We start from the raw sequence: 17,751 nt of genomic DNA on the forward strand, positions 1-17,751 counted from the left end.
GTTGGGGGGGGCGGGGGGGGGGGTGGTGGCTTTTCTGGGGCGACACCTCCGGGCCCGGGGGGGCAAGCGAACTGGGGGTGTGCCGCGCGAAGGAGTCCGCCCGAGCCGACTTCCTGCGCGCAGGTGGGGGCCTGCTGCCCCCCGTTAGGCGACGGCCTGACGGCGCCAGCGGCGGTAGGCGGGTTCCAGGCCGGACAGGATGGTGTCGAAGCGGCGGGTGCTGGTGGTGGAGTCGACCTGGAGGCGGCTGATCTGGAGGGGATGGGAGGGGAGCCGGGGGCCCAGGCGGTGGTCGGAGAGGAAGCCGAGGCGGTAGCCGAGCTCCTGCAGAACGGTTTCAGCACGGACGTCGTGGCCGCCGTCCGGGTAGGCGAAGGCGATCGGTGGTTCGCCCAGCCAGTGGGTGAGGGCCTCGTGGGCACCGGTGATCTCGGTGCGCACGGTGTCGTCGTCGCAGCGCCCGAGGCACGGGTGCCCCTGGGTGTGGTTGCCGATGGCGACGCCCCCGTCCCGCAGGGCGAGCAGGTCGGCCGGGGTCAGCTGCTCCTGGCGGGGCGGCCGGCGGTCGGCGCTGACCCGCAGCTCGTGCAGGCTGCGCCGGCGGTCCGGGTCCGGCATGGCCTTGAGTCGCCGGAGCAGTTGGGACGGGTGTCCGCAGTCGAGCGAGCGGGCCCGGCCCCCGTGCCGGGCCAGGAAGTCGGCCTCGTGCCACCAGAACGGCCGCTCGGTGCCGATGAGCTCCGAGATGACGAACGCGGTGGCCGGAATGCCCCGGGCGTCGAGGGCCGGCAGGGCGTGGGTGAGCACGCTCCGGTCGGCGTCGTCGAAGGTGACCAGGACGCTCCTGGGCGGCAGCGGCCGCCGCTCGGTGACGGCCTGGAGGACCGCGCCGAGCGAGACGGGTGTCGCGAGCCGCTGGAGCCGGTCGAGCTGGGCGCCGAAGGAGTGGTGGTCGGTCACCCCGTGGTAGGCGAGCACGGCGAGTCGCTGGGCGGCCAGGGCCCGGAACAGCGGCTGGACGGGGGCGAACCGCAGCCATTCGCCCCGAGCGTCCTGCTGTTCCGTGCCGCCGGCCGCCCGGTGACGGCCCCCGCCGTCCCGGTGCCCGCCGTGACGGCCCCCGCCGTCCCGGTGCCCGGCATCCCGGTGTCCGACATCCCGGTGTCCGCCGGGCCGAGGCTCGCGATGCCGAGGCTCGCCGTGTCGATGGTCGTCGTGAAGAAGCTCACTGCGCAGAAGCTCACTGCGCAGGAGTTCGTCGTGCAGGAGTTCGCCGTGGAGCAGCCCGCCGTGCAGGCGGTCGGCGGCCGGGCGGTCGGTGGGCCGGCCGATGTCGCGCCGGTCGGCGGGCCGTCCGGTGGGCGGGGGCAGCGCGCGCAGGCCGGGTGCCGGCCGGGCGCGGGCCATGGAGATCGATGTACTGGACTGGGACTGCGGCACGGTTCCCCCTCGTTCGCCGAGCGGCGTGGCGGTACCGCCGGAGGACGGAGCCCGGCCTCCGACTCCAGGGGCGGCGGCTCCGCTCCTGGATATTCCTGTTCTCGGTGGGGGTTCACGCCCACCCTCGAACGGCTCCTGGATCACTCAATGCCATTGAGACCGCTGTACCGGACCGATGGTTGTACCGGGGGGACGAGGATTTTTCGTGGACTGATTGTGGAGCCGGAATGCCCGCGCCGACGTCTCGGACACACCTCGCGGCGATCTCGGTGGGCCCCTGACCAGCCCGGATTCTCCGGTCGCAGAGGGTGTTCGACCCTTCACTCCCTGCGGGCTGCCGCTCGCCCCGCCCCGGGGTACCTTGGGCTCATGGCAGATGCGGACCGTGACCCCTTCCATCTCCACGGGGCCTCCCGAATGGCTCGCGCGTGCAGTGGCGGAGCGCTGGTCACCCACCAGCTCCCGCTGGCCGTGGTGGGCCTGGCCTGCCTGGTGCTCGGCATCGCCGTGGCCGTGTTCGTGCCGGACAGTGACGGGCCGGCCTGGGCGATGGCGGTGGCCGGCTGTCTGGCCGCCGGCGTCCTGCTGCTGGGCCGGATCGCGTTCGGCGTGTTCCGCGACCGCCGCCGCGCCGTGCTCTGACGGCTCCCGGCCGGGGTGCCGGTCGTACGGCAGGCGGGTTCCGTCCGGGCGTCGCCCCCACCCGTTATGTCGATCGCTCTCGGCATTTCGAAACGACCGATCGAGCGAAATTGGTCAGACCGACTGAATATCGTCCAGTCTGACAATCTTGGGCCCTCTTCTTTCACCATTCCCGGACAACGGCTTCATCCCGCCTCTACTGTGAATGCGTTCTTCCGACTCGACTCGAAGCGCCGCGGAGGGGGAGCGATGGGCGCCAGACCGGATCGTGCCGTGGCCGCCTCATGAGACGCGCCGGCGACCTCGCCGTCGCCGCCCTGGCCGCGATCGTCGCGCTGCCGCTGGCCCTGCTGATCGCCGTCCTGCTCCGCTGCTCCGCCGGCGGCCCGGTGCTCCAGCGGCAGACGCGGACCGGACGGCACGGCCGCGAGTTCCAGATCCTGCGCTTCCGGACCGGCGGGGACGGTCGGCTCACCACCCTGTTGCGCCGCACCGGCCTGGACGAGCTGCCCCGGCTGTGGAACGTGGTGCGCGGCGAGATGGGGGTGATCGGTCCCCGGCCGGCCAGCCCCGTCCAGGTCGTGGGCTACTCCCGGCGAGAGCGCGGCCGACTCGCGGTGCGGCCCGGCCTCACCGGCTGGGCCCAACTGCACGCCCTGGACCGCGGCCGGACGCCCCGCCCGCTCAGCCGTCCCGAGTGGGCCGAACTCGACCTCTGGTACGTCGAGCACCGCTCGCTCGGGCTCGACCTGCACATCCTCGGGCTCACCGTGCTCGCCCTGCTGCGGCCCGACACCGGCCGGGCGCACCGGGTCGGCCCGGAACCGCCCCGATAGGCTGCGGTTCATGGCCATTCCCCCTTTCCTCGCCGAACTCCGCGCCATCGTGGGTACCCGTCCGCTCTGGCTCAGCGCCGTCGTCGCCGTCGTGCTGGACGACCGCGACCGGGTGCTGCTGGCCCGCCGGGCCGACGACGGCCGGTGGGCGCCGGTCGGCGGCATCCTCGACCCGGGCGAGCAGCCCGCAGACGGCGTGGTGCGCGAGTGCGAGGAGGAGACCGGGGTGGTGGTCGTGCCCGAGCTGCTCGCCTCCGTCACGGTCTCGCCGCAGGTCACGTACCCGAACGGCGATGTGACGCAGTACCTGGTGCTGACCTTCCGCTGCCGCGCGGTCGGCGGCGAGGCGCGGGTGAACGACGACGAGTCGCTGGACGTCGGCTGGTTCGGGCTGGACGAGCTGCCGCCGATGATCGAGACCGAGCACGAACGGCTGCGCCACGCGCTGGAGTGCGAGGGGCCGGCGGTCTTCACCTGGGAGGGCAAGGAACGCCCCTGAGCCCGAGCGGCCCACCGGCCGTGCCCGTCGCGGCCGCCGCACCAGGGGCGCCCGCCGGGCGAGCCGCGTCCGCCGCACCCGCCGAGCCTGCCGCACCCGCCGAGCCTGCCGCACCCGCCGAGCCTGCACGCGCCCGCCCGACCCACAGGGCCCCGCCCGGGCGAGGTCAGCCCTTGTACTGCCGGTAGGCCTCCTCCGCCGCGTCCAGCACCGCGGCCAGGTCCCCGCCCGCCGTGGCGGTCGCGGTGGCGGCCACCGCGCCCTCGACGAACGGGGCGTTGGCGAACCTGACGGGGAACGGCAGTCCGTGCTCGTCCGCGTCGGACAGCAGCGCGCGGACGGTGGTGACCGCCCCGCCCAGGTCGGCGAGCACCACCACGCCGTGGCCCTGGTCCACCCGTCGGGTCGCGGCGGCCACCAGGACGGCGCTGATGCCCGGTCCGTCAGACGGGTCGCCCCCGGTGGCGGCGACCGGTGCGGGGGAGTCGGATCCGGTCAACGCGAGCGCGAGGGAACGTACGGCGGTGGCCAGTTCCTGGCTGTGCGAGACCAGGACGATCCCGACCCGCCCGTGCACGGCGGGCCGGGCGGGGGTCGGCCGGGGCAACGAGGTGGGCGAGGGGGGCGTACGGGGTGCCGGGGGGTGGGCCGAAGGGGCGTCGGAGATGGGGATGACGTCGGCGCGGGTGCCGTCCCGGCGGCTCATCGGCTGCTCCCTTGAGCGGATCGTTGGGTGGACCGGTGGATGGATCGTTGGGTGGGTCAGTGGGCGGGGCCGGTGAACGTATCGGCGTCCGGACCGGTGGCCGAATCGTTCGAGTGGCGCGGGCCGGCAGGGCGGTCGGGCGGCGCCCTGGCAGCACTCTGGCAGCTGCCCGCCGCCCCCGCCGGTCGGGACACGCCTCGACCCGTCCTCCGGCGGTGTCCGTCCCCGCCCGGAGGAGTCCTCGTCAACCCGCTGACCGGGGCCGGGCGGTGTGGCTAGGCTGGTTCCGGAACGCCGTCGGGAGGAGATCGGTCAGTGGGATCCAGCAGCGGGACGAATACGGAGGCCGGCGTGGCGCGGCCGGAGTTGGCGCCGAACGGGAAGCCCAGGGTGGACTTCACCGGGGCGGAGTGGCTGTGCAGCAGTCAGGGCGTCGGGGACGTGCAGATCGCCTTCGTGGACGGCTACATCGGGATGCGGGACGGTCGTCAGGAGGACGGGCCGGTCCTGGTCTTCACGCCGGGCGAGTGGCGGGCCTTCGTGCTCGGCGCCCGGGACGGCGAGTTCGACCTCACCTGAGGCGGCGCGCCGGGCGGTTCACAGCGGGAGCGGACCCCCGATCGACGGGGGTCCGCTCCGCAGACGATCTTTCGGGTCCGAACATCACAAGTGATGATCCATTGAGCGTGCCCCGTCAGAATTTCTGTTGACTGTTAGACAAACGCAGCTCAGAGTATGAGCACGGGCAGACGCCGTGCCCACCGCCCCCACGCGGCCAGACACGGCGCCTGCTGTGCGGCCCGGCACTACTGCCAGGCCATCCTCCCAGTCATCCCCTGCGCACCGGGGTGCGTCGGCCGGTCCCGGCCCCATGAGGGGCCGGCAGTCGCCGGGAGGTTGGCGCCGACGCCGAGAGCGACTCGGATGACGGCACCGATGCTCGGGACCCGCACGCCCCCACGCGGCGGCGTCCCGAGCAGATCCACGGGAGCGACGGGCCGGGGCCCCGCGGATCTGGCTTGTGATGCATGGAACTGTTGGCTTGTGTGTTCGTGCAGTGTGCGACGACGAAGCTGGGTGCTCGGCGGTTCGGCACGACAAGTGCACAGTGAGGGAAACGCGTGTAGGGCCGCGTTGCGACATGCCGTCCCCCCGAAGGGTGAAACCCAGAACGGCTGTCGTGCTGAACCGAACGTAGCCCGGACGGTTGCTCAGAGTCAACATTGGTCTCTGAGCGTCGATCTCCCGCTCGTCCCCCGGCGGCGCCCCACCCACCTCGCGAGCGTGGTCTGCCGGACACGTACGATGTTCCCATGTCTTTTCTCCGCCGTCGCTCCGGACAGCCCGCCGGCCCGGACTTCGACGTGCTCGCGATGGACCCGGGTGACTGGCCCGGTGACTTCGGTGCGGCCATGATGACCGGCCCGGACGGCTCCTGCCAGGGGATTTTCCTGCGCTACGACCTGTTCGGCGGCAGAGGCCCGGCGATGTTCATCGGCAACCTCCCCGAGGGTTCGCCCGCCCGGGAGACCGGCGACGACGTGCCCTTCGAGGTGCGGCAGCTGCTCGCGGCGCTGGAGAACGACGAGCCGGTCGAGTTCGTCTCGGCCGAGGACTTCCCGGTGATGCTCGGGGACGACCTGCTGATCGTGAAGAAGGTCAAGGTCAGCGAGGAACGCGTGTTCTGCGCCCAGTTCGGCCGCAGCGACGGCGTCCTGGTCACCATCGCGTCCTGGGACCGACCGATTTCGGACGACCTGTATCAGCTGCTGAAGCCGCTCCCCGCGGACATGTTCCAGCAGGGCTGATCCCGGCGGGGCCGACCGGTCCCGCCCGGGGGGCGGACGCTGCTTGACGGTATCGATCAACGGTTCGTACAGTCGCGAACATGCCGTGCCGTCTCCCGCTGCTGACCCGTCGCAGGCATCTGGACCTGCGGCGCACCGCCAGCGCGGCGTGTCCGGGCCGCTGAGGGGGGATTCGTCCCCCGGCGGCGGGCGGTCGACCGGGTGTCCGGTCGGCGCCGACACCAGGGGGCGGGCCGTGAGCCGGCCTCCGGGGCCGCCAGTCGGTACCGCGCGCCCGTACGGCGTGCCGCCCGCATTCGCCGAGCCCACGCTGCCGCCCGGAGGCACCGCATCATGACGACCCGCACCGTCAACCGTTCGACCGTCGATCGTGCGTCCGAGGACGCTCCCGCCGGACGCCGTTCCCGGACCGCCCCGCGAACGGCGGATTCCGACCGGTCCGATTCCGGCCATCTCGAATCCACCGGTTCCACACCCACCGGTTCCGCCGGTCCCGCGTCCGCCGCTTCCACCTCGCCCGCTTCCGGCTCCGCGTCCGCCGCTTCCACCGCGCCCGCTTCCGCCGGCCCGGTGCGTTCCGCCTCCGCCACCGCGCCCGCCGCGTCCGCCTCCACCGACCCCGTGCCCGACCGCACCGGGATCGAGGCCGCTCTCGCCGGGCTGCCCCGGGTGGTCGACCTGCTGGCCGCCCGCGCCGAGGAGCACGACCGCGACGCGACCTTCCCCTACCAGGGGATCGAGGCGGTCCACGAGGCCGGGCTGCTCACCCTCACCGTCTCCGCGCGGTACGGCGGTCCGGGCGGAACGCTCGCCGACACCGTCCGGGTGCTGTCCCAACTCGGCCGCGGCGACGCCTCGGTGGCCGTGGTCACCGCCTTCACCCTGCTCCGGCACGCCGAGCAGGCCCGCCGCGCCGACTGGCCGACGGCCGGCTACCGGCGGCTGCTCACCGAGTCCCGGCGCGGCCCGGTACTGATCAACACCCTGCGGGCGGAGCCCGGGGCCGTCGTGGGCGAGCTGCCCGCCACGGTCGCCCGACGGGACGGCGACGGCTGGCTGCTGACGGGCCGGAAGACCTACTGCACCGGCGCCGAGGCACTCGCCTGGATGGCGGTCACCGCGCGGACCGACGAGGAGGAGCCGAGGGTCGGCACCTTCCTGGTCCGCGGCGAGAGCGAGGGCCTGGAGATCGACCCGACCTGGGACCAGCTCGGCCTGCGGGCCAGCGCCAGCCACGATGTCGTACTGGACGGGGTCCGGGTGCCGGCCGACCTCGCGCTCGGCCTGACCGTCGGCCGCCGGACGGCCCGTCAGGACGTCGACGCCGGGGCCGAACTCTCCCTGGCCTGGCACGACCTGGCCCTCTCCGCGGTGGCGATCGGTGTTGCCCGGGCCGCCGAGGCCTGGCTGATCCGTTTCCTCAACCAGCGCACTCCGGCCAACCTGACCGAGCCGCTCGGCACCCTGCCGCGCTACCGGACCGCCCTCGGCGAGATCGAGGCCCAGCTGATCGGTGCCGAGGAACTGGTCGAGGGGCTGGCCGCCCGGGTGGACCGGGGCGAGCCGGAGGCGGTCGCCCGGACCGGTCCGGCCCACCTGCTGGCGACCCGGGCCGCGACGGCGGTGGTCCAGCAGGCCGTCGCCCTCACCGGCAACCCCGGCCTGAGCCGGCGTCACCCGCTGGAGCGCTACCTGCGGGACGTGCTCAGCAGCCGGGTGCACCTGGCCGCCGACGAGACCGTCCTGGAGGCCGTCGGACGGGCCGCGCTGGAACGGGGCACCCGGCCGTAGCGCCCGGGCCCGGCGGCCGTTCCCGGAGCCACGACGGGCCCCGGCCCGGCGGCCGGGAGAGGCCCCCGACCTCCGCCCGGCGATGCCCGGACCCCACCGCCAAGCCCCGCCCGCGCCGACCAGCGGGGCGAGCGGGGCGAGCAGGGCGAGCAGGGCGAGCGGGGCGAGCAGGGCAGGGCTTGGCGGTGGGGCGTCGGACCGCCGCGGCTCAGCGGGTCCCGACCGCGGCGCGGACGGCGCGGCGGGCGAGCGCCGCGTCGTCGTAGAGCCGGCGGATCATGATCCGCTGCTCCTCGCCGGCGCCCGGCACGTCGTACAGCCGGATCTCCCGCATGAGCACCAGCACCAGGTTCACCAGGAACGCGTCCCGGGCCATCGTGCCGCCGTTCTGGGCGAGTTGGCTGATCTGGCGGCGTGCCGCGGTGTCCCCGGACAGGACGCTCCAGAGCACCGCCAGGTCGTAGCCGGGCAGGTACCAGCCGGCCTGCTCCCAGTCGACCAGCACCGGGCCGGACGGCGCCAGCAGCATGTTGCTGAGCAGGGCGTCGCCGTGGCAGAGCTGGAGCGGGGTGTGGCCGAGGCCGTGCAGCAGGCCGCGCAGGTCGCCGGCGTCCCGGTCGGTGAGCTGGCCCACCGAGTGGTAGCGGGCGATCTCCAACTGGTAGTCCAGGCGCGGCTGGAAGACGTCGGTCGGCGGCCGCCACAGGTTCAGCGTGCGGACCGCGGTGAGCAGCGCCCGCACCTCGCCCGGGGTGGGCGCGTTGACCGGGTGGCGCTCGCGGGCGGCCGGGCGCCCGGGGACGCGCTCCATGACCAGCACGCACCGGTCGTGGTCGGCCGCCACCAGCCGGGGCAGCCGCACCGGCGGGCGGTGCCGGACGAACGCCCGGTAGACCGCGACCTCGTGGTGGAAGTCGGCCACCAGCTGCTCGAAGTACTCACTCCGCACCGCCTGCGGCGCCAGGCACTTGGCGACCACCGGAGCCCGCCCGATGGTGCCCGCCACCAGGATGTGGCGGCTGCCCTCGCGCAGGACCTGGCGCGGAGTGAACGCGGGACATATCCGCGCGACACTGGCGAGCGCCGCCCGGACCGCCGGGGTCTGGAGCGCCGAGGGATCGATCCGCTCGGGGCCGCCGCCGGGCTGGCCGGGCCGCCGGGCCCGCAGCACCTGGCCGTCGGCCTGCCGGGCCAGCGGCATCCGGCCACCGGCCGGCATGGCGGCCTCGGGGGCGCGCAGCCCCAGCGCGGTACGGCCGGTGGGGCCCATCGCCGTGCGGCCGGTCGGGACGACCCGGGTGTCCGTGGCCCGGCCCTCCGCGCCGCGCGGGGCCGCCGGACGGCTCGCCGGGGGCACCGCCCTCGGGCCGGTGCGGCCGGCGGCTGCGGCGGGGGGGCGCAGCGCGGGGCGGGTCGCGGTGGGCGTGGGGGTCGTCGCTGAGGAGTACATGGGCTGAGGGTGGTCCCTTCCGGTCCGTCGGCGGGTGTTGCCCCGCGGGGGCGGGGGAGGGCGGGTGCCGTGTGCTTCCTGGCGCGACGGCGGCCCTGCGGGTGGTTCGGTACGTCGGGTGGTGCGGTACGTCGTGCCGTGCGGGGGGTGGTGCGCGGGCGCCGGGCACGGACGCGGGGTCGGGAACCCCTGTTCGGCGGTGCTCCGGCCGTCCGCACCCTGGGGAATGCGGTCGGCCGGACTGCCGTGGCCGTGCCCGGCGCTCCCGCGCCACCCGGCCGCGCCACCCCCTCGGGTGAGGACCGGGAGCGCCCCGCGCCACCGTCGGGGGACAGCCCCGACGCTGGTGGGACGCCGCCCGACCCGGGGGGCGAGGTGGCGCACCCCTACAACACACCCGTCGGGCACTGGCTTAGTAGTCTGGCGGGCCCTGGCGAACGGTGGCGAATGCTCGCCCGGCACTTGCCCGAGCCTCTAGCCTCGGATCAGCCGAGGAACCTGGGGGCTTCATTGAGCAGGGAACCCAACACCCGACTGGCCGATCTGTTCGTCCTGACCGGATGGTCGAAGGGCGAGCTGGCGCGGCTGGTCAACCGTCGGGGTGCCGCGATGGGTCAGCTGCAGCTGTCCACCGACACGTCGAGGGTACGGCGTTGGATCGAGCAGGGGGAGATCCCGCGCGATCCGGTGCCGAGGGTGCTGGCGGCCGTGTTCACGGAGCGGCTCGGCCGTGTCGTCACCACTGAGGACCTCGGTCTGGAACGACACCGGCCCACCAGGTCCGGAGCGGACACGTCCGGAGCAGTCCCGTGGTCGCCGGATCGAACAGCCGCGGTCCTCACCGAGTTCACGGGAATGGACCTCATGCTGAACCGACGTGGATTGGTGGGCGCCGGAGCCGCGCTCACGGCCGGGGCGGTCATCGCCGACTCGCTGAAGGGCTGGCTGGGAGGGGACGCGGTCGCGTACGCGGCGTCCGTCCCCGGGCCGCGACAGGTGGTCACCGGGAGCGGAGCGCACCCGGTGGTGGACGTGTACGACGCGGGCCCGGTCGGGTTCGACGAGGTGGAGTCGCTGGAGCACTCGGTGCAGGTGTTCCGGGCCTGGGACGCCGCCCGCGGCGGCGGCTTGCAGCGCAAGGCGGTGGTCGGCCAACTGAACGAGGTCGGCGGGCTGTTGACGCACCGGCACGCACCGGCGGTCGAGCAGCGGCTTTGGCTGGTCGCGGCCAACCTGGCGGTGCTGGCGGGCTGGATGTCGCACGACGTGGGCCTGGAGCCCACCGCCCAGAAGTACTTCATGATGGCGGCGGACGCGGCCAAGGAGGCCGGCGACCGGCCGCGGGCGGGTGAGGCGATCTCCCGGGCCGCACGGCAGATGGTGCACCTGGGCCGGGCCGACGACGCGCTCGACCTGATGGCGGCGGCCAAGGCGGGCGGCGGGCGGCTGCTGCCCAGAACGCGCGCCATGCTCAATACCGTCGAGGCGTGGGCGCACGCGTCGATCGGGCACTCCCAGGACACCTACCGGCTGCTGGGGGAGGCCGAGGACCTGTTCGGCGAGGAGGCGTCGGAGCCGCCGCCCTCGTGGATGCAGGTGTTCGACGAAGCCGAACTGCGCGGTATGCAGGCCCTGGTGCTGCGCACGCTGTCGGAGCACGTCCCGGCGGCGGCCGCCGAGGCCCGTCGGCACGCGGAGCGGGTGATCACGCTGCGGGAGGGCACCGGACAGCTGCGTTCGGCGTTGTTCGACCGGATCACCCTGGCGTCGGTGCACCTGATCACCGGGGAGCCGGACGCGGCACAGTTCCAGGCCAAGATGGTGCTGAACCTGATCGGCCAGAACTCCTCGCACCGGACCTGGGACCGGCTGCGGGAGATGTACCGGCTGACCGCGCAGTACCGGGGGCTGGCGGTGGTGGACGAGTTGCGGGAGGAACTGGGCCGGGAGCTGCGGGCGGCGGACGCCAAGAACCGGCGGCGGCTGACCTGACGGGCTCCCGGGTGGCCTCCGGCGGGTGCGCCCCGGGGGCGCGGGCGCCCGTCCGTCGGAGTCAGAGCGGCGGGGCCGGGCGGAGCAGCATGTGCAGGGCGACCACGGTGCCGTCCGTGCCGAGGACGGGCTCGCTCGCGCACTCGACGCCGTCGTGCCGTCCGCAGGGGCGGCGGACCCGCAGGGTGCCGGCGGCGTGGCGGCCGTGCACCAGGGCGTCGGTCATCATCCGCCGCAGCAGCGGCCGGTCCGCTTCGGGGAGGCGGTCGGGCAGCCGGTCGAGGCTGAGCGGGCCGTGGTCCGGGTCGCAGCCGAGGAGGAGGTAGGTCTCCGGGCTCCAGTGGATCCCGTCGGTGAGCAGGTCCCATGCGGCGGAGCCGAGCGGACCGTCGTCGATCGCGCCGTGGCCGCCGCCGTTGTCCAGGTAGCGGCCGGACGGCTCCTGCGCGGTGCCGTCCACTCTGCCGTCCGTTCCGCTGCCGGCGTCGCCCGTGCCGTCGCCGGCACCGTTTCCGCCCGCGGTGCCGGGAACGTCCGCCGCGGTGCCGTGCACCGTGCCGCTCCCGCCCGTCGGGGCGCCGTCCACCGCGGCGGCTCCCGGCGGGCGGGTGGCGCCTAAGGGCATGTTCATGGCGAACCCATCGCTCGGGTACGGCCCGTGGGGTGCGGGCCGTTCGGACAGTGAGAAGACTGTCGCACAGCGTCGTCACCCTTGCGGGCGATTTGGACAGAACGCAGGCAAAATTCCTCTGGCATATGCCACTGTGGCCGGAGCCTTCGTCGCCCTGTGTGCGGACCGGGGCCCGAGGCGGTAACCTTCGGTGATTCCGGCGCCCGGGCGCCCACCGCAGTACCGACCAGAGACCCCGGCGACGGAAATCCCGTTGCCACTCCGACCGCCGCAACGGATGCTGACCTCATGTTCGAGCCAGTGATAGCACCCAGTGCCAGCCTCCTAGGCCTCCTTCAGCGAGGCCGTGGTGACGGGCAGCTCCACGCGCTGGCCGCCGACCGTGCCGAGGCCATCGCCGCGCTGGAGGAGTGCGTCACCAGGGACCCGCGAGCCGACTGGCAGGTCGAGAGCCGCTCCCTCTACTACGCCCGCATCTACATGGACCTGGAAGCCCCCCTCGAAGGCATCGAGGACCACCTCCACTCCGCCGAGGACCTGGTCACCGACGACGAGAGCCGCACCGGCCTCGCCCTTTCCGTCCTGGGCCACCTCGCCGCGTACGGCCGGCGCGACGCGCTGCTGATGCTGCGCGAGTACGCCGCCACCGGTGCCAACTGGTCCTGGGCCCTCGACGAGCTCGCCCTGCGGGACGACGACCGCGGCCTGCTGCTGCTCGGCACCGCCGTCCTGGACCACTTCGCGCCGGGCCCCGAGGGCGACGCCGAGCTGCGCGAGTTCATCCGCAACGCGTACGAGCCCCGGCCCTGGCGGCTGTGGGCGGCCTACCACCCCAGAGTGGCCGCGGCCAGCGAGCAGTCACCCTTCGACCTGTGGCAGCGACAGATCAACCGCAGCGGCGTCACCCCCGGCTGGTCCACCGCCGACGTGCTGGCCTGGGCCGACCAGGGCGAGCTCGGCGGCCTCGGGGTCGGTGCCTTCCTCGGCCGCCCCGACGGCCGTGGGGAGCCCGCACGCGGCAGCGACGCGCCGTCCGGCCCCGACGCGGTGGACCGCCGCGCCGCCGCCGCCGCCCGCTGCCTGACCGCCGTGGTCCGGCCCGAGGACCGCCCGCTGCTGCTGGAAGCGGCGCGCGACGGCCTGCCCGGCGCGCGCCGGGCCGCCCTGCGCCACCTGGTCGAGCAGCGCGACCCGGCCGCCGTCGGGCTCATCGAGGCCGCCGCCGCGGACGTGGACGACCGGATCGTCCGGGCCGCGCTGGAACTGCTCGGCCGGATGCGCGGCCCCGACGTGCTGGCCCACGCCCGCCGCTGGGCCGACCCGGCCAGCGGCGGTGCCGACAGCGCGCTCGGCGAGGCCGCCGTCCAGCTGCTCGCCGACGCCGGGGAGCCGGCCGACGCGCCGCTGGTGGTGGCCGGGCTGCGCCACTGGATCTCCGTGCGCGGGGTCAGCGGTACCGGGCTCGGGTCGCTGGTGGACGGTGCGGGGCGGCTGGCCGCCGCCGACGCCGTGCCGGTCCTGCGCCACATCTACGGCGAGGCCGCCTCCTCCGAGCTGCGCGGACGCGCCGCCCAGGCGCTGGCCGCGACCGACGTGCACTTCCCCGAGGGGCCCGCCGTCGAGTGCCTCTGGGACTGCGAGGAGTCCACGCGCGAGCTCGCCGCGCGCCACGTCGCCACCACGGGCGACGCGCGTGTGCTGGAGCGGTTGCGCAGGCTCGCCGCCGACCCGGCCGAGGAGGCCGAGGTCCACGCCGCCGTGCGCGGCCGACTGACCGCCGCCCGGGAGTTCGGGCGTTAGGGTCGGGCCCACAACGTTCAGTGGGCCGGGACACCGACACGGTGTCCCGGCCCACTCGTTTCCGCGGGTCCTCGCACTGAAATCCGGTTCTACTTCACGGCGCCCGCGTCCGGGGTCAGCACGCCTCCGATGACCAGTCCGATGATCAGGACGCCGAGCAGGACCCGGTAGACCACGAACGGCATGAAGCTGTGGCTGGAGATGTACTTCAGGAACCACGCGATCGCCGCGTAGCCGACCACGAAGGCGATCACGGTGGCCAGGATGGTCGGCCCCCAGGCCGGCGCCGGACCCTCACCGATCTTGAACAGCTCCAGCGCCCCGGAGGCGAGCACCGCCGGGATGGCGAGCAGGAACGAGTAGCGGGCGGCCGCCTCCCGGCTGTAGCCGAGCAGCAGGCCCGCGCTGATCGTGCCGCCGGAGCGGGACACGCCCGGGATCAGCGCCAGCGCCTGGGCGAAGCCGTAGATGCCCGCGTGCGGCAGCGTGAGGTCGGTGATCGGACGGGCGTGGCGGACGGCCCGGGTGCGGTCGGCGAAGGCCAGGACCAGGCCGAAGACGATCAGGGTGGTGCCGATGATCCGCAGGTCGCGCAGGTGGGTCTCGATGGTGTCCTGGAACAGCTTGCCCAGGATGCCGATCGGCAGGGTGCCGATGATCACGAACCAGCCCATCCGCGCGTCCGGGTCCGAGCGCAGCGCCGGCCGGAACAGGGACAGCGACCAGGTCTTGATGATCGAGGCGATGTCCCGGCGGAAGTAGATCAGCACCGCCGTCTCGGTGCCGAGCTGGGTGACGGCCGTGAAGGCCGCGCCCGGGTCGTCCCAGCCCAACAGGGCGGAGAAGACCCGCAGGTGGGCACTGGAGGAGATCGGCAGGAACTCGGTGAGCCCCTGGATCAGGCCGAGGACGGCCCCGTGGAACCAGTCGATCACCGGGCACCCGCCGGGGATATCCGTCGGGCGTGGGGCAGGGGCGGCATGGGCGGGTCCTTGCGGGTCGGAAGGGCATGCGGGGCCGCCGTGCCCCGCCCGGCCCGCGGGCCGCGCGCGAGCCCGGCGCGCGGCTGATGGTACGGGGTGAAGGTGACGGTTCTTTGTTCACCCTTTGTCGCTGCTTTGCGCACAAGCCCGCCGCCGCTCCGGAACCCGCCCGGAGTTGGGTCCAGGGCGTGTCTGACGCGTCCTAGTGCTGCCCCGCAGAAGTTCGTTGAGGGGTGTTGATCAGGCTGCCTTGAGTGGGGTGCCTTCGTAGGTCCAGCGGTAGGGCTTCGCGGTCTCGTTGTGCGCGATCGCGTAAGCCTCCAGCTTGTCGATCAGGTCGTCGCGGCTGGCGAAGTCGCCGTGCCGCAGGACCCGGCGGGTCAGGGCGGAGAAGAACAACTCGACCTGGTTAAGCCAGGAGGCGTGCGGCGGGGTCCAGCGGACGTGCCAGCGCGGGTGCGCGGCCAGCCAGGTCTTGGTGTGCCTGGCCGTGTGCGAGGAGCCGTTGTCGAGGACGGCGTGGATCTCCTTGCCAGGGGCGATCGCCCGGTCGAGCTGTCCCAGGAATGCGGTGAAGGTCGCCGCATCGTTGCGGCGGATGACCTCGGTGAGTACCTCGCCGGTGCAGACGTCGAGGGCCGCGACAAGGGAGGCGGTGCCGTGGCGCCGGTACTCGAACTCCCGCCGGCAGGGCTCGCCCGGACGGGCCGAACGCCCGGGATGGCGGCGCGAGCGGGCGGCGATCGCGGTCTTCTCGTCGATGGAGAGGACCACAGTGCCCTCGGGAGGGTCGAGGTAGAGGGCACACACATCGGCGGCCCGCCGCCAGAAGTCGGGGGTGTCCCGGCGGGTGAGCCAGCCACGGACCTTGTGCGGCTTCAGGTCCAGATCCGCCGGGATCCGCCCGACCTGGGAGGCGGAGACCGGCGCGAAGCACGTGCCGGCCACCCGCTGGGCGATGGCCCGATGCGACCAGGTCGCCTCCGGCCACGGCGCCATGCTCGTCGCCGTGGCCACGATCGCCACCCGCACCTCGGGCCCGTACGATCTCGGCCGTCCCGACCGCCGGGCATCGCGCAGGCCCTCCACGCCCCGGCCCGCGAACCGCCCGCGCCACTTGCGCACTGTGTTCACGCTGACGTCCAGCTCCCGTGCGATGGCGCCGTTGGCGAGCCCGTCCGCCGCCGCGAGCACGATCCGGGCCCGCAACACCGCCCGCACCTCGGACTTCGCCGAAGCCACCGTCCGCACCGCCCCTCACGGGCTTTCGCCTCCAACACCACCGCGACCGCCCCCTGCCCACCCGTCACGAGCCGATCATGGCGGGCCGCCACCGCACCCGGCAGGATGGGGCCCGTGCCCAAGAACCCCCCGGAATCGATGCAGCACCACCTGCGCCAGCGCCTGAACCACCACGCCCGCGAACGCTGGCCGCACGTGAAAGCCATCACGGTCCGATTCCGTGCAGGATTCGCCTACGTGGCAGCCGAATTGCCCGGCGAACACAGCCGCCCCCTGTGCCGTCTCCGCTTCACCGGCGTGCTGCACACGTGGGGCTTCGCGCTCTACCTCGCCAGCAGCGACAGCTACAAGGACAACATCCTGCCCAGCGGACTGCCCGCCGGCTCCCCGGAAGAATCCCTCGACTGCGCAGGCGACCTCTACCTCAACGGATCGGTCATCTGATCAACACCCCTAACGAACTTCTGCGGAGCAGCGCTAGAGCACCGGCCGGGCCCGGACCCAGGTGCGGTCCGCGGTCAGGTAGCGCTCGACCACCAGGTCGGCCTCCGCGAGCGCCCGCTCGAACGCCTCCGTGTCGAGCGGGCGGGACAGGAAGGTCTGCGTCCAGGTGCCGTCCGGGAAAACGTACTCGAAGCGCACGGAGTTGACGCCGTCGCCGACCGGTGTGGCCGAGACCAGCCGGGCCCGGGCGTCCGGGCCGATGGCGCTCTCCCGCGGCACGTTCCGGTGCCAGTCCTCGCCCTCGCGCTGCACCAGTACGCAGCCGTCCTCGGTGACGTGGCGGCGGCAGGTCTCCAGCAGGCCCCGGCGGACCGTCACGTCACCTGCGTGCACCAGGAAGGAGGCGAGCACGACGACGTCGAAGCGCTCGCCGAGGTCCAGCTCCTCGATCCGGCTGCGCACCGTGCGGACGTCCGCACGGACCCGGGCCAGCATGTCGGGGGACTCGTCCACGGCCGTCACGGCGAAGCCGCGATCGGTCAGCGGGTGCGTCATCCGGCCGACGCCGCAACCGAGTTCGAGGATGCGCGCGCCGGGCGGCACCGCGGCCTCGATCACGTCCGGGGCGTCGCCCGCGGGGAGCCGGCTCCACACCTCGACGGCGCAGCCGTCCCGGCTGATCGCGCCCTCACCCGTTCCGTCGTAACCCGCGCGTCGTTCGTCTGCCATGCCCTTCATCGGAACACGGACGGGTGCACAGGGGAAGAGGGCGTCGGAACGGGATTGTCAGATACCCCAGGGGGGTATATGTTCGACAGCGACGGAGCGAGGGAAGCGGCGCCGAACGGGGCGCCGGGGCGCGTGGAGGACGACATGGCACACCCCGAGCAGCACGAGCACCAGGAGCGGGCCGACCGGCAGCACGCCGCTCACGAGCAGCACGAGCACCACGGACACCATGGGCGCGACCATGCCGGCCACCACGGCCACCAGGCCCACGGCGGTGGCGGAGCCGGCTGGCGGACGGCCGCGCAGGCGACCCTGCACTGCCTCACCGGGTGCGCCATCGGCGAGATCCTGGGCATGGTGCTCGGCACCGCCTTCGGCCTGCACAACGGCGCGACCGTGGTGCTCTCGATCCTGCTGGCCTTCGTCTTCGGTTACGCGCTGACCATGCGCGGCGTGCTGAAGGCCGGCCTCGACGTCGGCGCCGCGGTCAAGGTCGCGCTGGCCGCCGACACCGTCTCGATCCTGGTGATGGAGCTGATCGACAACACCGTGATGGTCACCGTCCCGGGGGCGATGGACGCGGGCCTCGGTGACCTGTTGTTCTGGGTGGCGCTGGCGGGTTCGCTGGCCCTGGCGTTCGCGCTGACCGTCCCGGTCAACAAGTGGATGATCGGCCGGGGGCGCGGCCACGCCGTGGTGCACGCCCACCACGGGCACTGATACCACCCCAGGGTATCGAAGCATCTCGCCCGCGGCAC

18 protein-coding genes are annotated in these 17,751 nt (G+C 73.8%); 11 read left to right on the forward strand and 7 right to left on the reverse strand.

The features are described 5' to 3' along the window. Positions 1-144 precede the first annotated feature (144 nt). On the reverse strand, positions 145-1,440 hold the full coding sequence (locus tag ACFVGO_RS28710; protein ID WP_380353140.1) for a polysaccharide deacetylase family protein: 1,296 nt from the start codon (positions 1,438-1,440) through the stop codon (positions 145-147). Between the two features lie 417 nt (positions 1,441-1,857). On the opposite strand from ACFVGO_RS28710, the gene ACFVGO_RS28715 reads away from it, so the two are divergent. The 3 genes from ACFVGO_RS28715 (at position 1,858) to ACFVGO_RS28725 (ending at position 3,417) form a co-directional block, all read left to right on the forward strand. After that, complete coding sequence (locus ACFVGO_RS28715) at positions 1,858-2,082, forward strand: hypothetical protein (RefSeq protein ID WP_359914598.1); 225 nt, start codon at positions 1,858-1,860, stop codon at positions 2,080-2,082. A 284-nt stretch (positions 2,083-2,366) separates the two neighbouring features. Beyond that, positions 2,367-2,918 (forward strand): sugar transferase, encoded by a 552-nt coding sequence (locus ACFVGO_RS28720; RefSeq protein ID WP_380634929.1) that lies wholly within the window; start codon positions 2,367-2,369, stop codon positions 2,916-2,918. 10 nt (positions 2,919-2,928) lie between these two features. Continuing rightward, on the forward strand, positions 2,929-3,417 hold the full coding sequence (locus ACFVGO_RS28725) for an NUDIX domain-containing protein (RefSeq protein ID WP_359914604.1): 489 nt from the start codon (positions 2,929-2,931) through the stop codon (positions 3,415-3,417). Between the two features lie 166 nt (positions 3,418-3,583). Here the strand turns inward: ACFVGO_RS28725 and ACFVGO_RS28730 are convergent, their stop codons facing one another. Beyond that, positions 3,584-4,123 (reverse strand): PTS fructose transporter subunit IIA, encoded by a 540-nt coding sequence (locus ACFVGO_RS28730; protein WP_359914607.1) that lies wholly within the window; start codon positions 4,121-4,123, stop codon positions 3,584-3,586. A 351-nt stretch (positions 4,124-4,474) separates the two neighbouring features. Between ACFVGO_RS28730 and ACFVGO_RS28735 the strand changes: the two genes are divergently transcribed. The 4 genes from ACFVGO_RS28735 to ACFVGO_RS28750 all read left to right on the forward strand — a co-directional run bounded on the left by ACFVGO_RS28735 (position 4,475) and on the right by ACFVGO_RS28750 (position 7,722). After that, positions 4,475-4,702 carry a DUF397 domain-containing protein gene (locus tag ACFVGO_RS28735; protein ID WP_359914630.1) on the forward strand — a complete coding sequence of 76 codons (228 nt, stop codon included), beginning with the start codon at positions 4,475-4,477 and terminating at the stop codon, positions 4,700-4,702. A gap of 734 nt (positions 4,703-5,436) precedes the next feature. Next, the gene (locus tag ACFVGO_RS28740; RefSeq protein ID WP_030058989.1) at positions 5,437-5,931 is read left to right on the forward strand and encodes a hypothetical protein; all 495 of its coding nucleotides are present in this window, start codon (positions 5,437-5,439) and stop codon (positions 5,929-5,931) included. Positions 5,932-6,011: 80 nt separating this feature from the next. Next, on the forward strand, positions 6,012-6,095 hold the full coding sequence (locus ACFVGO_RS28745; RefSeq protein WP_350526312.1) for a putative leader peptide: 84 nt from the start codon (positions 6,012-6,014) through the stop codon (positions 6,093-6,095). 406 nt (positions 6,096-6,501) lie between these two features. Continuing rightward, a complete protein-coding gene (locus ACFVGO_RS28750) occupies positions 6,502-7,722 on the forward strand; it encodes an acyl-CoA dehydrogenase family protein (protein ID WP_380634932.1) in 1,221 nt (406 codons plus the stop codon). 208 nt (positions 7,723-7,930) lie between these two features. Here the strand turns inward: ACFVGO_RS28750 and ACFVGO_RS28755 are convergent, their stop codons facing one another. Beyond that, positions 7,931-8,992 (reverse strand): aminoglycoside phosphotransferase family protein, encoded by a 1,062-nt coding sequence (locus ACFVGO_RS28755; RefSeq protein ID WP_380353152.1) that lies wholly within the window; start codon positions 8,990-8,992, stop codon positions 7,931-7,933. Between the two features lie 690 nt (positions 8,993-9,682). Here ACFVGO_RS28755 and ACFVGO_RS28760 point away from each other — a divergent pair. Beyond that, positions 9,683-11,164 carry a hypothetical protein gene (locus tag ACFVGO_RS28760; protein ID WP_359914613.1) on the forward strand — a complete coding sequence of 494 codons (1,482 nt, stop codon included), beginning with the start codon at positions 9,683-9,685 and terminating at the stop codon, positions 11,162-11,164. A 61-nt stretch (positions 11,165-11,225) separates the two neighbouring features. On the opposite strand, the gene ACFVGO_RS28765 is transcribed toward ACFVGO_RS28760, so the two are convergent. Continuing rightward, on the reverse strand, positions 11,226-11,795 hold the full coding sequence (locus ACFVGO_RS28765) for a hypothetical protein (RefSeq protein WP_380634934.1): 570 nt from the start codon (positions 11,793-11,795) through the stop codon (positions 11,226-11,228). A 288-nt stretch (positions 11,796-12,083) separates the two neighbouring features. On the opposite strand from ACFVGO_RS28765, the gene ACFVGO_RS28770 reads away from it, so the two are divergent. Continuing rightward, positions 12,084-13,595: a HEAT repeat domain-containing protein gene (locus ACFVGO_RS28770; RefSeq protein WP_359914618.1), complete on the forward strand. Its 1,512-nt coding sequence runs from the start codon at positions 12,084-12,086 to the stop codon at positions 13,593-13,595. 89 nt (positions 13,596-13,684) lie between these two features. Here ACFVGO_RS28770 and ACFVGO_RS28775 read toward each other — a convergent pair whose 3' ends face one another. Continuing rightward, positions 13,685-14,527, reverse strand: coding sequence for an undecaprenyl-diphosphate phosphatase (locus ACFVGO_RS28775; RefSeq protein ID WP_380353153.1), 843 nt, complete (start codon positions 14,525-14,527; stop codon positions 13,685-13,687). A 291-nt stretch (positions 14,528-14,818) separates the two neighbouring features. Beyond that, positions 14,819-15,820, reverse strand: a complete 1,002-nt coding sequence (locus ACFVGO_RS28780) for an IS630 family transposase (RefSeq protein WP_380634937.1) — start codon at positions 15,818-15,820, stop codon at positions 14,819-14,821. A 114-nt stretch (positions 15,821-15,934) separates the two neighbouring features. On the opposite strand from ACFVGO_RS28780, the gene ACFVGO_RS28785 reads away from it, so the two are divergent. After that, positions 15,935-16,264: a hypothetical protein gene (locus tag ACFVGO_RS28785; protein WP_380634939.1), complete on the forward strand. Its 330-nt coding sequence runs from the start codon at positions 15,935-15,937 to the stop codon at positions 16,262-16,264. A 33-nt stretch (positions 16,265-16,297) separates the two neighbouring features. On the opposite strand, the gene ACFVGO_RS28790 is transcribed toward ACFVGO_RS28785, so the two are convergent. Further along, on the reverse strand, positions 16,298-16,993 hold the full coding sequence (locus ACFVGO_RS28790; RefSeq protein ID WP_359914624.1) for a class I SAM-dependent methyltransferase: 696 nt from the start codon (positions 16,991-16,993) through the stop codon (positions 16,298-16,300). Positions 16,994-17,137: 144 nt separating this feature from the next. On the opposite strand from ACFVGO_RS28790, the gene ACFVGO_RS28795 reads away from it, so the two are divergent. After that, positions 17,138-17,713, forward strand: coding sequence for a DUF4396 domain-containing protein (locus tag ACFVGO_RS28795; protein WP_380634941.1), 576 nt, complete (start codon positions 17,138-17,140; stop codon positions 17,711-17,713). Positions 17,714-17,751: the final 38 nt, after the last annotated feature.

The organism is Kitasatospora sp. NPDC057738 (assembly GCF_042798815.1).
Taxonomy (GTDB): domain Bacteria; phylum Actinomycetota; class Actinomycetes; order Streptomycetales; family Streptomycetaceae; genus Kitasatospora; species Kitasatospora lactacystinica.